The following is a 16,220-nucleotide window of genomic DNA, read 5'->3' as shown; positions in this document are numbered from 1 at the left end:
ACAAATTTCTTAAAAAAAAAATCAATCAGTGTTGAATTTTCAGAAATATTTTCCCATGTTTAACTGTCTTTGAAGTTACAAAAAAAATCCTAAAACCAATGGAGAATCCATATGAATTTGATCAAACTGAATTCCGCGTCAGATATGGGGAAACAGATCAAATGGGGGTAGTCTACCATGGGAATTATGCACAGTATTTTGAGGTTGGTAGAACAGAGTGGCTACGAAAATTTGGGGTCACTTACAAACAAATGGAAAACGATGGAATTATGCTTCCCGTAATAAGCATAAATATAAATTTCAAAAGCCCAGCTCGTTATGATGATTTGGTTAAAGTAAAGACTCAACTTTCTGAAAAACCAACCGCAAAAATTTCCTTCAATTATGAACTGTTTAACGAGAAAAATGACCTGCTTGCAACCGGTTCAACTACCTTAGTTTTTATGGATAAGGAAAAAAATCGACCTATTCGCTGCCCTGAAGATCTACTTAAAAAACTTACCCAATAAAATTAAAGCACTATTTTTTTACATTCAATTCCATAAATTTTATCCAATTCTTCAAAAATTTTATTTGCCTTACTAAGTTTTATTTGTATTAGCATTTCACAGGAAGCATCAAATTTTTGAGAAATAATTTCTACCGAATCTCGGCTGCAGACACGCATTACTTCGGTGGTTAAAGAGTATGGGTAGTTTACCTTAAAGGTCTCTACTACATGTTTTGCTATTATTATTGCTTCAGTTAAAGTTAATTCAGCTGTTGTTTTGTAAGCATTTATAAGCCCGCTCACCCCTAATTTAGTGCCTCCAAAATAACGTACCACCACTACTAAAAGGTCGGTGACTTCAAAAGATTGAATTTGTCCATAAATTGGTGCTCCGGCAGAATTCGATGGTTCGCCATCGTCATTGTAGCGATAATAAATCCCAGAAATTTCATTTCCTAATTGAAATGCATAACACCAATGGCGTGCTGAATGATGCATTTTTCTTAATTCCGACAAATAGGTTTTAACTTCCTCCTCTCCTTTAATAGGAAAGGCAAAACCATAGAATTTACTATTTCTATCCTTGAAAAGTATATAGGATACAGAATCTTTTATTGTCTTGTAAGAATCATTCATTAACCTAAGCTAACTGAATTATAAATATAGCTGCAATCGCCAAAGCGATTCCCACCCAATTTTTCTTCAATAATCGCTCATTAAAAAAGAATAACCCAATTAATGAAGAAAATAATACTATAGCAACATTGTTAATGGAAAATATAGTGGCGCTTTCAGTTTCGGGAGAATTTAGGGCCTTTAGCAAGAAATATATTGATCCAAAGTTTATTACACCTAGAATAATGCCGAATGGGATACTTTTAGGATTAAATTTTGCTCTACCCTTTAGCCGTTGCATGCTGAAGAAGGCAATTCCAAATATTCCTGCAAACATAAAAATTGAAGCTGAAAAATAACCGTATTCAAAATCTTGTAAATGATTGAATTGATAATATTTTATGGCAGAATCAATAATACCCGAACCTATAAATAGTGTAATAGGCCACCCTAAATTTGTTATGGAATTTGTTGCATTTCCTTTTTTAAATGAGGTTAAATAAACTGAGGTCAATGCAATTCCAACACCGATAAACTTTAACAAGGTTGTATTCTCCTGGTATAAAAATAGCCCCAATATTACCGGGATAATCAGACTCATCTTAGTCGCTACGGATGCTACTGCAATGCCATTTATTTGCGAGGTATATGCCATAACATTAAATATAGTTATAAACAACGCCCCAAGAATTAAGGATCCCCAAATCCATTGTTTTTGAAAAATATCAATAAATTCTAATTCGCTGGAAGCTAAGGTAAACCCGAATACAGAGGCAGCAATATAATTTATAACTATGGCCTGAAGATTGTCGATTCGTAATTTTTGTAGCAGCTTAAACACCACAAAAATAAGAGTCGAGGCTAAGACGCTTAGTGATAAAAATATCAAATCTTAAATTGAATATGTTTGAAAAAGATTAGAGACATCATCCTTAGATGGGTCTATATTCCATGATTTAATTCCAAGAGATTCAGCAATTTCAGTATTGGCTTTAGAATTGTCCACAAAAAAGCATTCTTTTGGGTTGAGTCCATCATTTTGGAGGATGAATTGAAATACCTCCGGGTCTGGTTTCCTCAAGTTTATTTCGTGCGAGAGATAAAACCTATCGAAACATGAAACAAACTCTTCAAAATAACGCACATTATTAATTATCCATTCAATATGAAGTTGATTCATATTACTTATTAGAATCAATCGATATTTTTTGTCTTGTGCGAGCTTTTTTAAAAATCGGAGCCTGTGGTAGGGGAAATCTTCTATACAATCATTCCAAAGTTCAAGGATTTGGTATTCGTCTAAATGAGGGAATTTTTCTAAATAAAATTCAATGAATTCTAAAGTGGAAATTTCGCCACGATCGTAGAGATCGTTAATTTTCACCATGTCCTTTGAATATTCTTTCACCTTATAAACCGATAATGCTCGTTTTTTGGCGCCTTCTTTATCTACATTGATAAATACTCCGCCAAAATCAAAAATTAAGGTTTTAATCATTGTTGGTCAGTACGTAAAGTTGGTCATTAAGAATTTTTTCCATTTTATAAGTAGGTAATTCTAATTCGGGAGCAGGAAGTCCTTTGTCCAAAAAGGAATTTCCGACAAAAATTCTAGCCTCGTCCCAAACGCCAGAATTTAAAAATAAATTTAGGGTTTTTAGGCCTCCTTCAACAATAATAGAAATAATTTCTTCTTTATTGATAGACTGGAGAAGATGTTGTATTTGATCTTCATTGGTGCCATCTACTAATTTCTCCACAAAAATAGTCTCATCGGCATTCTCAAAAATCTTAAATTTTTTTGAAAGATGTTGACTGTTTTTAAAAATAATTCTGATAGGATTTTTACCGTAATAATCCCTTGTAGTTAAACTGGGATTGTCATCTATAATTGTCTTACCTCCAACCAGAATAGCCATCTCCTCACTTCTCCATTTATGTGTTAATTGACGGGAATACTGGTTTGAGATCCAAAACGGAGAATTTACATCTTTATGCAAAGGGGCAAGAAAACCGTCTTTAGTTTGGGCCCATTTCAAAATAACGTATGGTCTTTTCTTATTATGGAATGTAAAAAAGCGCTTATTAATTTGATAACACTCTTCTTGTAATATTCCGGTTATAACATTTATCCCTTCATGTTTCATTTTTTCTATTCCTTTACCGGCAACTTTAGAGTGCGAATCGACTATTCCGATAATTACCATGGGGATCTTTTTTGAAATGATTAAATCCGAACAAGGTGGAGTTTTGCCAAAATGTGAACATGGTTCTAAGGATACATAGAGTTGGGAATTTTTTAGAAGGCTTGGTTCCTTTACACTATTAATTGCATTAACTTCTGCATGTGGTCCTCCATAAGGACTTGTAAAGCCTTCACCAATAATTTTTCCTTGGTGAACAATAACGCATCCAACCATTGGATTAGGGGCGGTGGTCCCCAAGCCATTTTTGGCTAGCTGTATACAGCGTCTCATATATTTTTCGTGTATATTCACATCGGTAAAATTAGGAATATAATGAGCACTAATCAGGCAATTATTCGGGAAATTTCGTTGGCTGATAATAAATCCATTGCAAAGGTAATCCGAGAGGTTTTGATAGAAATGGGTGTTCCCAAGGTGGGTACTGCCTATGCAGATTCGGCACTTGATTGCATGTACGAAACCTATGACCATCCAAGATGTATTTATTTTTTGGCAATTAAAGATGGTGAAGTTGTAGGAGGTTGTGGTATTAGCCCTTTACAAAAAGGTGATCCACAAGTTTGCGAATTACAGAAGATGTATATATTGAATCGAGTTAGAGGTGAGGGAATAGGCAAACGTCTGATTGATAGGTGCCTTCATAAAGCCAAAGAATTTAAATTTAAAAGTTGTTACCTAGAGACAATGCCTTATATGGAGCGTGCCCGTAGACTATATGCAGCAAACGGATTCAATTATATTGATGGGCCAATGGGAGATACAGGGCATTATTCCTGCAATGTTTGGATGCTTAAAGATTTATGAAATTAAAAGAGTTTAGGGCACAGTTCTATGACAATTTGACTGGGTTATATGAAAAGAATGAAGTAGATGAATTTTATTATCAGCTTGTTCAACATTCCCTTCAATTAAAGCGTCACGAAATTCCACTAAACCTAAGTTATGATATCCCAAAGGATAAGGAGTTTACTTTGGTCAATCAAATAAATCAGCTTCAGGACTACACGCCAATTCAATATATTTTAGGGTATACAGAATTTTATGGGATGGAGTTTTTGGTAAACCCAAATGTGTTAATTCCTCGACCTGAAACTGAAGAACTTGTTGAATGGATATTGGTTGATCACAGTACTGTTTCTTCCTTGAAAATATTGGATGTTGGAACAGGTAGCGGATGTATAGCTATTTCCCTGGCTAAAAACCTAATAGATACAGACGTAGAAGCCATTGACATTAGTGATGGTGCGTTAAAGTTGGCTAAGGAGAATGCAAATAGAAATGATTCTAGAGTTAGATTTTTTCATGGCGACGTTTTAAAATTGAAAGAATCAGAATTATTCACAAAAATGGCGGATTACGATTTAATCGTATCTAACCCTCCTTATGTAAGAATTTCAGAAAAACTGAAGATGAAGTCAAATGTGCTAGATTATGAGCCACATTTAGCTCTTTTTGTGGATGATGAGGATCCTCTTATTTTTTATAGAAAAATTCTTGAGATAGCTGTTGATAAATTGAAAACTAACGGGCATATCTATTTTGAGATCAATGAGTATCTTAGTCAACCATTGAAAAAACTCTTAAATGAAATCGGTGGATTTAGTTGGGAGTTTAGAAAGGACTTTTTTGGAAAATCGAGGATGCTAAAACTTACAAAATTTGAATAACTTAAATTCCATAGCAGTTTTTTGCGGAAGTAGTAATGGCAATGATGTAAATATTGAAGCTCATGCTAAAGAGTTGGGAAGAATATTGGCCGAAAGAAATGTCCAATTAATTTACGGTGGAGCTAGGGTAGGTATAATGGGTCTTATTGCAGACACAGTCCTGGGGCGTTCTGGTACCGTAATTGGTATTATACCAGACTTTTTAAAAACAAAGGAAGTCGTTCACCCTAATCTTTCAGAATTAATAACTACTCAAACAATGCATGAGCGAAAGCTTGCAATGCATGAACGGGCGAATGCATTTATTGCTTTGCCTGGAGGATTTGGAACCTTGGAAGAATTATTTGAAATCATTACCTGGGCCCAGTTGGGACTGCATAAAAAACCTATAGGACTACTAAATTCTAATGGATATTTTGACCATTTAATAAAAATGTCAGAAATCATGGTTGAAAAGGGATTTCTAAGTAAGACGAATCAAGAAATCCTCTTGGTCTCTGATTCTATTGAACAACTACTTGCCAAAATGGAGGCGTATGAAGCTCCAGATGTTCCTAAATGGTTGAATTTGAATAAAACTTAATAGAATAAATATCAGTTTATAATGACGGATAAAGAGAGGATTGCTCAATTAACAAAAGAATTAAACGAGCACAATTATCGCTACTATGTGTTAGATGAACCGGTAATCAGCGATTTTGAATTCGATGTCCTTTTAAAAGAATTGCAATCTTTAGAATTGAAGCACCCAGAATTTAAGGATCCTAATTCACCAACATCAAGGGTTGGAGGTGAAATCACTAAGAACTTCAATACGGTCCAACATTTACATAGGATGTACTCCTTAAATAATTGCTATTCTAGCGATGAATTAATGGAATGGACCGATCGGTTGGAAAAGATGGTTGATGGGCATATTGGTTTCGCTTGTGAACTAAAGTATGACGGAGCCTCCATTAACTTAACCTATAGAGATGGAAAATTGGTTTCAGCGGTTACCCGTGGTGATGGTTTCCAAGGTGATGATGTAACTACAAATATTAAGACAATTCGTTCAGTTCCCTTAATCTTAAAAGGTGATTATCCGGAGTTATTTGAAATTAGAGGTGAAGTGGTTTTACCATTTGAAGGCTTTAATAAAATGAATGAAGAGCGTATTGCCCAGGGCGAAGAGCCGTACCGTAATCCTAGGAATACTGCTTCAGGTAGTTTAAAGCTTCAAGATAGTGGCGAGGTGGCTAAACGTCCCTTGGAATGTTTATTTTACCATATTGTTGGAGCGGAGATTGGTCTGAAAACACACTTTGAAATGTTGCAAAAGGCCAGGGACTGGGGTTTTAAGGTCCCTCCTGAACCAAAAATTTCCAAAAACATTAAGGAGGTTATGAGCTATATATCCCATTGGGATAAAAAGCGCTACGATCTTCCATATGAAACAGACGGTGTTGTAGTAAAGGTTAACGACCTGCACCAGCAACAAGAAATGGGTTATACTGCTAAAGCCCCACGTTGGGCCATTGCTTACAAATTTCAGGCTGAACAGGGTTCCACTATTCTCAGAAGTGTTTCTTATCAGGTTGGAAGAACTGGGGCGGTTACACCGGTTGCCAATCTAGATCCTGTATCCTTGGCCGGAACCGTTGTGAAAAGAGCATCCTTGCATAATGCGGATCAGATTGAAAAATTAGATGTTCGAATTGGAGATACCGTTTATGTTGAAAAGGGAGGTGAAATTATTCCAAAAATAGTTGGTGTTGATCTGGAACTCAGACCAAAAGATTCCCAAAGACTAGAATACATAACCCATTGTCCAGAATGTGGTACTGAATTAATTCGGAAAGAAGGTGAGGCACAGCATTATTGTCCGAACTCATTACATTGTCGGCCACAGATCGTAGGAAGGATTGAGCATTTTATATCTAGAAAGGCTATGGATATTGAAGGTCTAGGAGGAGAAACTGTTGCTTTATTGGTGGCAAATGGTTTGGCAAGTACCTATGCTGATTTATACGACTTAAAAAAGGAGGATGTACTTCCCTTGGAAAGAATGGCAGAAAAAAGTGCCGATAATCTTATAAACGGAATTGAAAAGTCTAAGGGAGTTCCATTTGAGCGAGTATTGTTTGCTTTGGGAATTAGATATGTCGGTGAAACTGTAGCGAAAAAACTAGCTAGACATTTCAAAAATATTGATTCGTTAATGGCTGCAACCCAAGAGGAATTGGAGGGTGTTGAAGAAATTGGAGTAAAAATTGCGGAAAGTGTAAAAGAGTTTTTCGGCAACTTAGAGAATGTGGACATTATTGAACGTCTAAAGGATAAAGGTTTAAACTTTTCACTTTCGGAAGAGATTTTAAGCAACCGAACAGATAAATTAAATGGGAATATTTTTGTTGTCTCAGGAGTATTTGAATCCGTAAGTCGCGACGAGTTAAAAAGGCTAATAGAAGAAAATGGAGGTAAGGTCGGTAGTTCAATTTCTTCCAAAACCAACTATGTGGTCGCAGGAGATAAAATGGGTCCGAGTAAACGAATAAAGGCTGAATCACTAGGTATTCCTATCATAGATGAATATTCATTCATTAGCATGATCCAATAGAAATATAATTTTATTTTATTCTAAATAATTATAATTCAGATAGATAGCTTCCTTTTCTGAATTGTATTTTTTTCCAATCATATATTTTCTGGCAATTGAGTTTGGTAACAAATGTGACTGACTATAGCTGTTCAGCCACTTTATATTTGTTCAAAATTTGAAATGTTCATGAAATATATAAGTATAATCACTCTTTTTATCATGCTAAGCGGGGCCATTCAGGCTCAGCACATCCTTAGTATGGAGGAGGCTGTAAATAAAGCTGCCCAAAATAGCAATGTTATTAGGGTGGTTAATGCATCGGTGTTGGAATCGAAAGCAGAGTATGCCCAAACTAATGCTATATTCTTACCCAGTATTGAAGCATCTTATACTGGGATTTCTACAACTAATCCGTTGATGGCATTCGGGTCTAAATTAAATCAGGAGATTCTTACCCAAAATGACTTCAATCCAAGTTTGTTGAATGATCCTGACCAAACAACAAATTTTGCCACTAAAATAGAGGTAATGCAGCCACTACTCAATTTTGACGGAATTTTTCAAAGAAGTGCGGCAAAGGCTAAAATGGAAGCATCGGAATTTCATCAAGCAAGAACTCAGGAATATGTGGTTATGGAAACCAAAAAGGCCTACATGCAATTACAATTGGCTATAGGGGCAGTAAATGTATTATTGAAGACTAGAGAGGCTTTGTTTGAAACACTCCGAATTACCAAAAATAGTTTTAATCAAGGATTGATTCAGAAATCAGATTTATTGGCTGTGGAAGTGAGGTATACAGAAGTTGAAAATCAACTTCAGTTGGCTCAAAGTAATGTTTTAAATGCATCCAACTACTTATCTGTATTATTTAATGACGAAACGTTTACTCTTTATCAACCAGCCGATAGTTTAAGTTTAATGAATGCTCCTTTGGACATAAAGGTCTTTACGGAAGAAAGACCTGATATATTGGCTTTGGGCAAAGCTCTTGATGCTTATGAAAGTGCTTATAAAGCTGATAAAATGGCTTTTTTACCAAGACTTAATGCTTTTGGAAGTTTTGAATTATATGACGACAAATTCTTTCAAGCCGATGCAAATGGTTATATAGTGGGGGCACAATTAAGTTGGAATTTATTCGATGGCTCAAAAAAAATTGGAAAAGTAGCCAAGAGTAAAGCTTCTTTTGAAAAATCTAAATATGAATTAGATCAATATAAAATGGAAAGTCGGTCAGAATTTAATCGGACCAACCGTTTAGTGCAGGATGCATACAATTCCGTAAGGCTAGCAAAATTAGCCGTTGAACAATCGGAAGAATCTTTGAGAATTAGGAACAACCGCTATAAGGAAGGTTTGGAGAGAACCTCTGATTTACTTATTGCTGAAACTCAATTCGCACAAAAACAATTAGAATTAAACAAAGCCATTTTCCAATACAACTATGCACAGTTGTACCTAAATTTTTTAAGTAAATAATCATGAAAAAAGCCAACTATATTATTGCAATTATGTCTTTTATGCTACTACTGTTCTCGTGTGGTGGTAAAAAGGAAAACAAGCATACTTCTCCAACTCCTGTTCTTGTTCATGTAGCATCGGTTTCCTCAGAGCAAAATGAATCATGGGTTTCAGCTAGTGGGAAAATTGAAGCGGTTAATAGTGCTAATCTTAGTACTAGATCTATGGGGTTTGTAGAAAAAATCTATGTAAAAGTGGGTGATAAGGTGTCTAAAGGAGACTTGGTTATTAGAATAAACAACTCAGATCTTTCCGCAAAAAGAGCACAAACTCAAGCGACAATTGTGGAAGCAAAAGCAGCATATGCTAATGCCCAAAAAGATTATAATCGGTTTAAAAATCTATTTGCGGAAAATAGTGCCACCCAAAAAGAACTGGATGATATTACTGCCAAGTTCGAAATGGCCCAAGCAAGACTAGAAGTCGCGAAACAAATGGAAAAGGAGGTGGATGCTCAATTTGCCTATAGTAATATTCGTGCGCCATTTTCAGGTATTATAACAAATAAATTTATAGATGAAGGGGCTATGGCGAATCCAGGTATCCCTCTAATTTCTATTGAAGGCGCCAAGGCTTTTGAGGCAAAGGTATCAATACCGGAAAGTGAGATTACTAATATTAAGAATGGAGACACAACTAAGGTTCATATAAAATCAAATGGAGTTGTACTTAATGGGGTTGTAAATGAATTAAGTACTTCAGCACGAAATACGGGCGGTCAATATTTAGCAACCGTTGAATTGGTGGAAAGCCATCCAGAAGTGCTTTCTGGCATGTATGTTAACGTTCAGTTTCCCGTTCATGAAAATAAAGCACGTATAGAAAAAGTGGTTATACCAAAATCGGCCATTGTAAATCAAGGTCAACTTTCAGGGATATATACTGTTAGTGAAAGCAATACGGCTTTGTTGCGTTGGGTGAGAATTGGAAAATCATTTGGCGATACAGTGGAAGTGTTGTCTGGATTGAGGCCTGATGAAAATTATATAGTTTCTGCGGAGGGTAAATTGTATAACGGCGTACCTGTTTCGGTACAATAATAGGTTAGCTAGATTATGAAAGATGGATTAGCGGGCAAAATTGCCAAAGCTTTTATAAGTTCAAAATTAACAGTACTCCTTATGATTGTGTTTATGGTCATAGGGGTCTACAGCTCTTTTTTGATTCCAAGAGAAGAGGAACCGCAGATAGATGTTCCTATGGCTGACATATTTGTAGGCTATCCTGGAGCAACACCCACGGAGGTAGAATCTAGGGTAATAAAGCCATTAGAAAAATTGATATCAAACATCCCAGGGGTAGAATATGTTTATTCAACTTCTATGAAAGAACAGGGAATGGTAATTGTACAATTTTATGTTGGAGAGGATATAGAGAGATCTTTTGTAAAGCTTTACAATGAAATCAATAAGCACATGGACCAAATGCCAGAAGGAGTAACGTTTCCTTTGGTTAAAACCCGTTCTATTGATGATGTCCCAATGCTTGGACTTACACTTTGGAGTGAAACCTATGATGACTTTCATCTTAAGCAAATTGCACAGGAATTGTCTGATGAAATTAAAAAAGTCAATGATGTTTCAGCCACTAGAAAGATTGGTGGACGTGACCGTCAGATGAGGGTGGTGTTAGACAAGGATAAAATGGCAGCAACTAGTCTAGATTTCCTAAATGTTGCGGAAATGATTAAAACTAACAACCAACAACTTTCCTCAGGTAGCTTTAGGAATAATGATACAGAATTTCTAGTTAATTCAGGGAAATTTCTTGAGACAAAGGGTGATTTGGAGAATTTGGTCGTTGGTGTAAATCAAAATCAACCCATTTATCTTAAACAAATAGCATCGATACAAGATGGTCCAGAATTGCCCCAGACATATGTGTCTCTGGGATTTGGGAAGGCAGATGATAAGGTAGAAACCTTTCCTTCAGAATATCCAGCGGTTACAATTTCAATAGCCAAGCGCAAAGGCGCAGACGCTATGAAAATTTCTGATGTAGTAATTGATAAAATTGATCAATTACGTAAAACACTAATCCCTGATGATGTTCATGTTGAAATAACTAGAAATTATGGTGAAACCGCATCCCAAAAAGTTTCGGAACTTTTATTACATCTTATAGGAGCAATAATTGCAGTTACCTTGGTTGTAATGCTGGCTATGGGTTGGCGTGGTGGCTTGGTAGTGTTTCTTTCAGTGCCAATTACATTCGCATTAACCCTTTTAAGTTATTATATGTTGGATTATACCTTAAACAGGATTACACTTTTTGCGTTGGTATTTGTAACAGGTATTGTGGTGGATGACTCAATAATAATTGCTGAAAACATGCATCGACATTTTAAGATGAAACGCCTGCCATTTAAACAGGCAGCCCTTTACGCTATTAATGAAGTTGGAAACCCTACCATTCTTGCAACATTTACAGTAATAGCCTCTGTTTTACCTATGGCTTTTGTTTCTGGATTAATGGGGCCGTATATGTCTCCAATGCCCATAGGTGCTTCTATTGCAATGCTACTGTCTCTTTTTGTTGCATTAACAATAACTCCTTATTTGGGATACATTTTTTTGAGAGAAAAAGATAAAAAATCTGGGAATGGGAAAGAACATAAAACAATGGAGGAGACTTGGATTTATCGTGTGTATGAAAAGTTTGAAAAACCATTGATTGAGAACCCTAAAAAGAGGTGGATTTTTCTTGGAATAACCTTTTTGCTCTTAATCGCCTCAATTGGACTGTTTTTTACTAAAACCGTTGCGGTGAAGATGTTGCCATTCGATAACAAAAATGAATTTCAAGTTGTAATTGACATGCCTGAGGGCACGACCTTAGAAAGGACCGCTTTGGTTGCCAAGGAAATAAATCAATATATCGCAGAACAACTCCTTGTTGAAAATTATCAAAGTTATGTAGGAACTTCAGCACCTATAACCTTTAATGGATTGGTTAGGCATTACGATTTAAGGGGCGGAAGTAATGTAGCGGATATTCAAGTAAATTTAATTGATAAACATGATCGCAAAGAACAGAGTCATGATATTGCTAAGCAATTTCGACCAAGAATTCAGGAAATAGCCATTAAATATGGAGCAAACGTAAAAATAGTTGAGGTTCCACCAGGCCCTCCTGTCCTATCAACTATTGTAGCAGAAATTTATGGTCCAGATTATGATGAACAAATGCGACTTGCAAATGAGGTTCAAAGCATTTTAAATAATACGGAAGATGTTGTAGATGTAGATTGGATGGTCGAAGCTGATCAAAAGGATTATTTTTTCAATATAGATAGGGAAAAGGCAATGCTATTTGGCATTTCGCCACAACAAATAACACATACCTTGAATATGGCTCTAGGTAATCGAGCCGTATCGCATTTGTTTGATCAGGACGCTTCAGAACAGGTTGGAATTGTTTTGACTTTGGAAGAAAAGGAAAAATCAACTCTACAGGATATTTCTAGAGTTCAGATAAAAGCAAGAGGTGGGAATATGGTTTCTATAAGCGATTTGGTAGAGATTAATGAAACCACGGCTGCTAAAAGTATATATAGGAAAAACCAGAAAAGGGTTGTTTATGTGATGGCAGATATGGCAGGAAAACTTGAAAGTCCAGTTTACGCTATACTTGGCATGACCGACAAGCTGGAAAATATAAAGCTTCCAGAAGGTTATACTATAAATGAATTATATATTAAACAACCTGAATTAGAACAAGATTATACCGTAAAATGGGATGGTGAGTGGCAAATTACCTTGGAAGTATTCCGTGATTTGGGATTAGCCTTTCTCGGTGTTATTGTAATTATTTATATGTTAATAGTTGGATGGTTTCAAAATTTTAAAGCTCCAGTGGTTATGATGGTTGCGATACCTCTTTCAATGGTGGGCATTGTATTGGGACATTGGATATTAGGAGCATTTTTTACAGCTACTTCATTTATAGGTATGATTGCGTTGGCAGGTATAATGGTTAGGAACTCGGTATTGCTTATAGATTTTGTAAACCTTCGTTTGAATGATGGCGTACCATTGAAACAGGCAGTAATTGAGGCTGGAGCAGTTAGAACCACACCAATTTTGTTAACAGCGGGAACCGTAGTTATTGGGGCATTCGTTATTTTGTTTGACCCTATATTCCAAGGTTTAGCTATAAGTTTGATGGGTGGGACAATTGCATCTACAGTATTGACCTTATTGGTAGTGCCTCTCGTGTATTATTTAATTGAACGTAAAAATCATAACTAATGAAACTTTTGATTGTTACCGTAGTTGAGGAGTTTCAGTCGCAAGCACGAAAACTCTTGGCTCAAAGCCATATCGATCGCTTTAGTCAGTCAGAAATTGACGGATATAAAGAAGTCCCCTCAATCTTGGATTCCTCAAGTTGGTTCCCAAGTATTACTGGTGGAAATGAAAGCACCATGTATTTTTCATTTACAGATGAAAACAAAATAGATGATTTTTTTACCTTGGTTAAAGAGTTTAACAAAAGGCTGGAAACTGATAACCCAATAAAGGCTATAGTAGTTCCTATAGAGAGATATGTATAAAAAGGAACACTTTAGAATAAGTAAAAAATTATTTAAAAACAAGTAAATTCCTACAAAAATAAAATAAATATCGATAAAATGTATTTTTTTATCGTTTATTTGTAAAATATATTTATATTTGCTCTAGTCAAGCCCCAAATCTAGACTAATGAAAAAAATATTGATTTCATTACTTATATGCCTGGCGCTAAGTTTTATAGTGTTCCAGGTACTACAACTGGAGATGTACGCCTACGCAGTTCGTACACTAATTATGGTTGCGTTAACGGGGCTGTATTTTGTTCTTGTTAAAAAACGGAAACCGTTATTCTTGTTATTCCTTTCTATGATAGCCTTGGCTGAACTCATTAATATGATTGGATTGCTTGGATGGTCTTATTTTGAATGGGAAGACAATTCACTAATATATTTTATAGGCAACGGCCTCAATATGTTGGCTTATGTCTTTCTAACTTTGAATATCCTACGAACAATTAATGTTAAAAGTGTCTTTAGGCAATTTCCTTTTCACCTAATTATTTTAGGGGTTCTAGATGTATTTTGTGTGTATTCCGTAACAGGAACCACTAAGGATAGCCTTGACACGTCTTCCTACTTACTTGAGATGACATACAATTCGGTGATAATGATTTTATTATCGGTTAGTTTAATAAATTTCATTTATCGCGACGATAAAAAATCAATGAATTTATTATTGGGATCTATTTTTATAGTCTTTGCAGAAATAATACAGTTGGCATATTTCTATGTTGCAAATGACTACAATGCATTAAATGTGCTTTGTTCCTTATTCCTTATGCTAGCTCTGCTTTTCTACATTATTCAATCGCGAATGGAATATGAAGAAATTCAGGAATTTAGAGAAAGTGAAGCATTGGAGCACCCAAAATTTTAGTCGATAATCTATACAATTATAGAAGTTCCATTTGCAGATTTATTTTTATTGGCATCCAAATAGAAATCTATTCTACCCAAGTTAATGCCATAACACCCAACCTGATTTATTAGCATTTTATTCCCCGTCAGGTTTTCAGTTACCGTCGGTTTTTTTAAAAACGTATGAGTGTGACCCCCAATTATTAAATCTATATTCTTTGTTTGTGAGGCAAGTGAAAGATCACTTACTTTCTTAAATTCTGAATCTTTATAGTAATACCCTAGGTGGGAAAGACAGATCACCAAATCGCATTTTTTCTCCTCCTTTAAAATACGCGTCATATCTTGGGTGATTTCAATAGGATCTAGATAGACTGTTTCTTTATATAGAAACTTGTTAACCAAGCCTTGGAGTTCAATTCCTAGACCAAAAACCCCAATCTTAATCCCGTCTAACTCAAAGATTTTATAAGGCCTCACATGACCATCCATAACGGTATTGCTAAAATCGTAATTGGCACAAACAAATTCGAAATTGGCATGGGGCAATTGAGCATATAACCCATCTACACCATTGTCAAAATCATGATTTCCTATGGTTGAGGCGTCATATTTCATCATGCTCATCAACTTAAATTCTAATTCTCCACCATAATAATTAAAGTATGGTGTTCCTTGGAATATATCTCCTGCATCTAACAATAAGGTGTTTGGGTTTTCTTTTCTAATTTGCTCTATTAGAACTGTTCTTCTAGCAACCCCTCCTTGATTTGCATTACGACCGTCATTTGGACCAAAAGGATCAATATGACTGTGCACGTCATTGGTATGTAGTATGGTAATATGCTTAGATGTTGCATTAAAGGCACTTGTGGTAAAACCTCCTAATCCTAAAAATGCGGCTGCACCGATTCCTTGTTGTACAAAATGTCTTCTTTTCATGTTATTGTTGGATAAATCGGTTGTCTTTTCGTGGCTTTAAAGTGTCTGCCTTTTGAAAATAATCCAATAAAATATTTCGAATTTTATAGTCTAAGGCAATAAAATTTGTTCCTCTTTTGAAGAAATCCATATGGTCGCCTCCATTATATAAAAAATCATTCGTTGCTACATTGTAGGTTCGGTTATAATCAATGGGATGACCATCCACATTGGCATTAACCATTTTACCATCCTTATCTAATACGATTTGTAACTTAGAAATGGGATGGGCTCTTTTCACTCCAACGAGATAACCCAAAAGGTCTTTGATTTCATCTCCTGATAATTCTGTAACAACCATAGAATTTTCAAATGGCATTATTTCGTATACATTTCTCTTAGTTATTGGCCCCTTTGGCAAATCGGCTCTCATACCTCCATGGTTAAGCATTACAAAATCTATGTTTTTTCCAGTCCTAGAATTATAAATTGGATTGGATTCTTCATAAACGGCATCAGCAATTAAATTTCCAATTGCAGTGTTTAGCTTTCCATCATTTTTGGTGTAATTTCCATCGGAATATGTTATAACCTCATTGAGATCCTTTTCAATGTTTTCTCGATATGGTTTAACATATGCTTCAATATTGGGATCGCTAGAGATAGAGTCATTTATATTTATTTGTTTACCGACAATTTTTCCTATGAAGAGGTGGCGTTCGCATGAGATGAATGCCAGTGATAGGATTAAAAGAATAGTGATTCGAAATTTCACGTATAAATT

The 16,220-nt window shown here is 35.5% G+C and carries 16 protein-coding genes; 10 read left to right on the top strand and 6 right to left on the bottom strand.

Annotated elements, in window-relative coordinates; translation table 11 throughout:
• Window positions 1–98: 98 nt before the first annotated feature.
• Window positions 99–509, top strand: a complete 411-nt coding sequence (locus ISU00_RS17650) for an acyl-CoA thioesterase (protein ID WP_228851993.1) — start codon at window positions 99–101, stop codon at window positions 507–509.
• Window positions 510–511: 2 nt separating this feature from the next.
• On the opposite strand, the gene ISU00_RS17645 is transcribed toward ISU00_RS17650, so the two are convergent.
• The 4 genes from ISU00_RS17645 to ribD are packed head-to-tail and all read right to left on the bottom strand — an operon-like array spanning window position 512 to window position 3,603.
• Complete coding sequence (locus tag ISU00_RS17645; protein WP_228851992.1) at window positions 512–1,126, bottom strand: IMPACT family protein; 615 nt, start codon at window positions 1,124–1,126, stop codon at window positions 512–514.
• Between the two features lie 4 nt (window positions 1,127–1,130).
• The gene (locus ISU00_RS17640) at window positions 1,131–1,994 is read right to left on the bottom strand and encodes an EamA family transporter (protein WP_228851991.1); all 864 of its coding nucleotides are present in this window, start codon (window positions 1,992–1,994) and stop codon (window positions 1,131–1,133) included.
• Window positions 1,995–1,997: 3 nt separating this feature from the next.
• On the bottom strand, window positions 1,998–2,603 hold the full coding sequence (locus ISU00_RS17635; RefSeq protein ID WP_228851990.1) for an HAD family hydrolase: 606 nt from the start codon (window positions 2,601–2,603) through the stop codon (window positions 1,998–2,000).
• Window positions 2,596–3,603, bottom strand: a complete 1,008-nt coding sequence (ribD, locus tag ISU00_RS17630) for a bifunctional diaminohydroxyphosphoribosylaminopyrimidine deaminase/5-amino-6-(5-phosphoribosylamino)uracil reductase RibD (RefSeq protein ID WP_228851989.1) — start codon at window positions 3,601–3,603, stop codon at window positions 2,596–2,598. The genes ISU00_RS17635 and ribD overlap by 8 nt, the downstream gene beginning before the upstream one ends.
• Window positions 3,604–3,624: 21 nt before the next feature.
• On the opposite strand from ribD, the gene ISU00_RS17625 reads away from it, so the two are divergent.
• From ISU00_RS17625 to ISU00_RS17585, 9 genes are all read left to right on the top strand, one after another.
• Window positions 3,625–4,116 (top strand): GNAT family N-acetyltransferase, encoded by a 492-nt coding sequence (locus tag ISU00_RS17625; protein WP_228851988.1) that lies wholly within the window; start codon window positions 3,625–3,627, stop codon window positions 4,114–4,116.
• Window positions 4,113–4,979, top strand: a complete 867-nt coding sequence (prmC, locus tag ISU00_RS17620) for a peptide chain release factor N(5)-glutamine methyltransferase (RefSeq protein WP_228851987.1) — start codon at window positions 4,113–4,115, stop codon at window positions 4,977–4,979. Before ISU00_RS17625 ends, prmC begins: the two co-directional genes overlap by 4 nt.
• Window positions 4,972–5,562, top strand: a complete 591-nt coding sequence (locus ISU00_RS17615; protein WP_228851986.1) for an LOG family protein — start codon at window positions 4,972–4,974, stop codon at window positions 5,560–5,562. The genes prmC and ISU00_RS17615 overlap by 8 nt, the downstream gene beginning before the upstream one ends.
• Window positions 5,563–5,583: 21 nt before the next feature.
• Window positions 5,584–7,578, top strand: coding sequence for an NAD-dependent DNA ligase LigA (gene ligA, locus ISU00_RS17610; RefSeq protein WP_228851985.1), 1,995 nt, complete (start codon window positions 5,584–5,586; stop codon window positions 7,576–7,578).
• Window positions 7,579–7,746: 168 nt separating this feature from the next.
• Window positions 7,747–9,042, top strand: coding sequence for a TolC family protein (locus tag ISU00_RS17605; protein ID WP_228851984.1), 1,296 nt, complete (start codon window positions 7,747–7,749; stop codon window positions 9,040–9,042).
• Window positions 9,043–9,044: 2 nt separating this feature from the next.
• The gene (locus ISU00_RS17600) at window positions 9,045–10,124 is read left to right on the top strand and encodes an efflux RND transporter periplasmic adaptor subunit (protein ID WP_228851983.1); all 1,080 of its coding nucleotides are present in this window, start codon (window positions 9,045–9,047) and stop codon (window positions 10,122–10,124) included.
• 15 nt (window positions 10,125–10,139) lie between these two features.
• Window positions 10,140–13,334: an efflux RND transporter permease subunit gene (locus ISU00_RS17595; RefSeq protein WP_228851982.1), complete on the top strand. Its 3,195-nt coding sequence runs from the start codon at window positions 10,140–10,142 to the stop codon at window positions 13,332–13,334.
• Window positions 13,334–13,639, top strand: coding sequence for a hypothetical protein (locus tag ISU00_RS17590; RefSeq protein ID WP_228851981.1), 306 nt, complete (start codon window positions 13,334–13,336; stop codon window positions 13,637–13,639). The genes ISU00_RS17595 and ISU00_RS17590 overlap by 1 nt, the downstream gene beginning before the upstream one ends.
• 148 nt (window positions 13,640–13,787) lie before the next feature.
• Window positions 13,788–14,534, top strand: coding sequence for a hypothetical protein (locus tag ISU00_RS17585; RefSeq protein WP_228851980.1), 747 nt, complete (start codon window positions 13,788–13,790; stop codon window positions 14,532–14,534).
• Between the two features lie 8 nt (window positions 14,535–14,542).
• On the opposite strand, the gene ISU00_RS17580 is transcribed toward ISU00_RS17585, so the two are convergent.
• Entirely contained in the window at window positions 14,543–15,457 is a 915-nt protein-coding gene (locus tag ISU00_RS17580) for a bifunctional metallophosphatase/5'-nucleotidase (protein WP_228851979.1), read from the bottom strand.
• A 1-nt stretch (window position 15,458) separates the two neighbouring features.
• Window positions 15,459–16,211: a 5'-nucleotidase C-terminal domain-containing protein gene (locus tag ISU00_RS17575; protein ID WP_228851978.1), complete on the bottom strand. Its 753-nt coding sequence runs from the start codon at window positions 16,209–16,211 to the stop codon at window positions 15,459–15,461.
• Window positions 16,212–16,220 lie beyond the last annotated feature (9 nt).

Source organism: Aegicerativicinus sediminis, assembly GCF_015476115.1.
Classification (GTDB): Bacteria; Bacteroidota; Bacteroidia; order Flavobacteriales; family Flavobacteriaceae; genus Aegicerativicinus; species Aegicerativicinus sediminis.
This window is presented reverse-complemented; position numbering and strand designations above follow the sequence as displayed.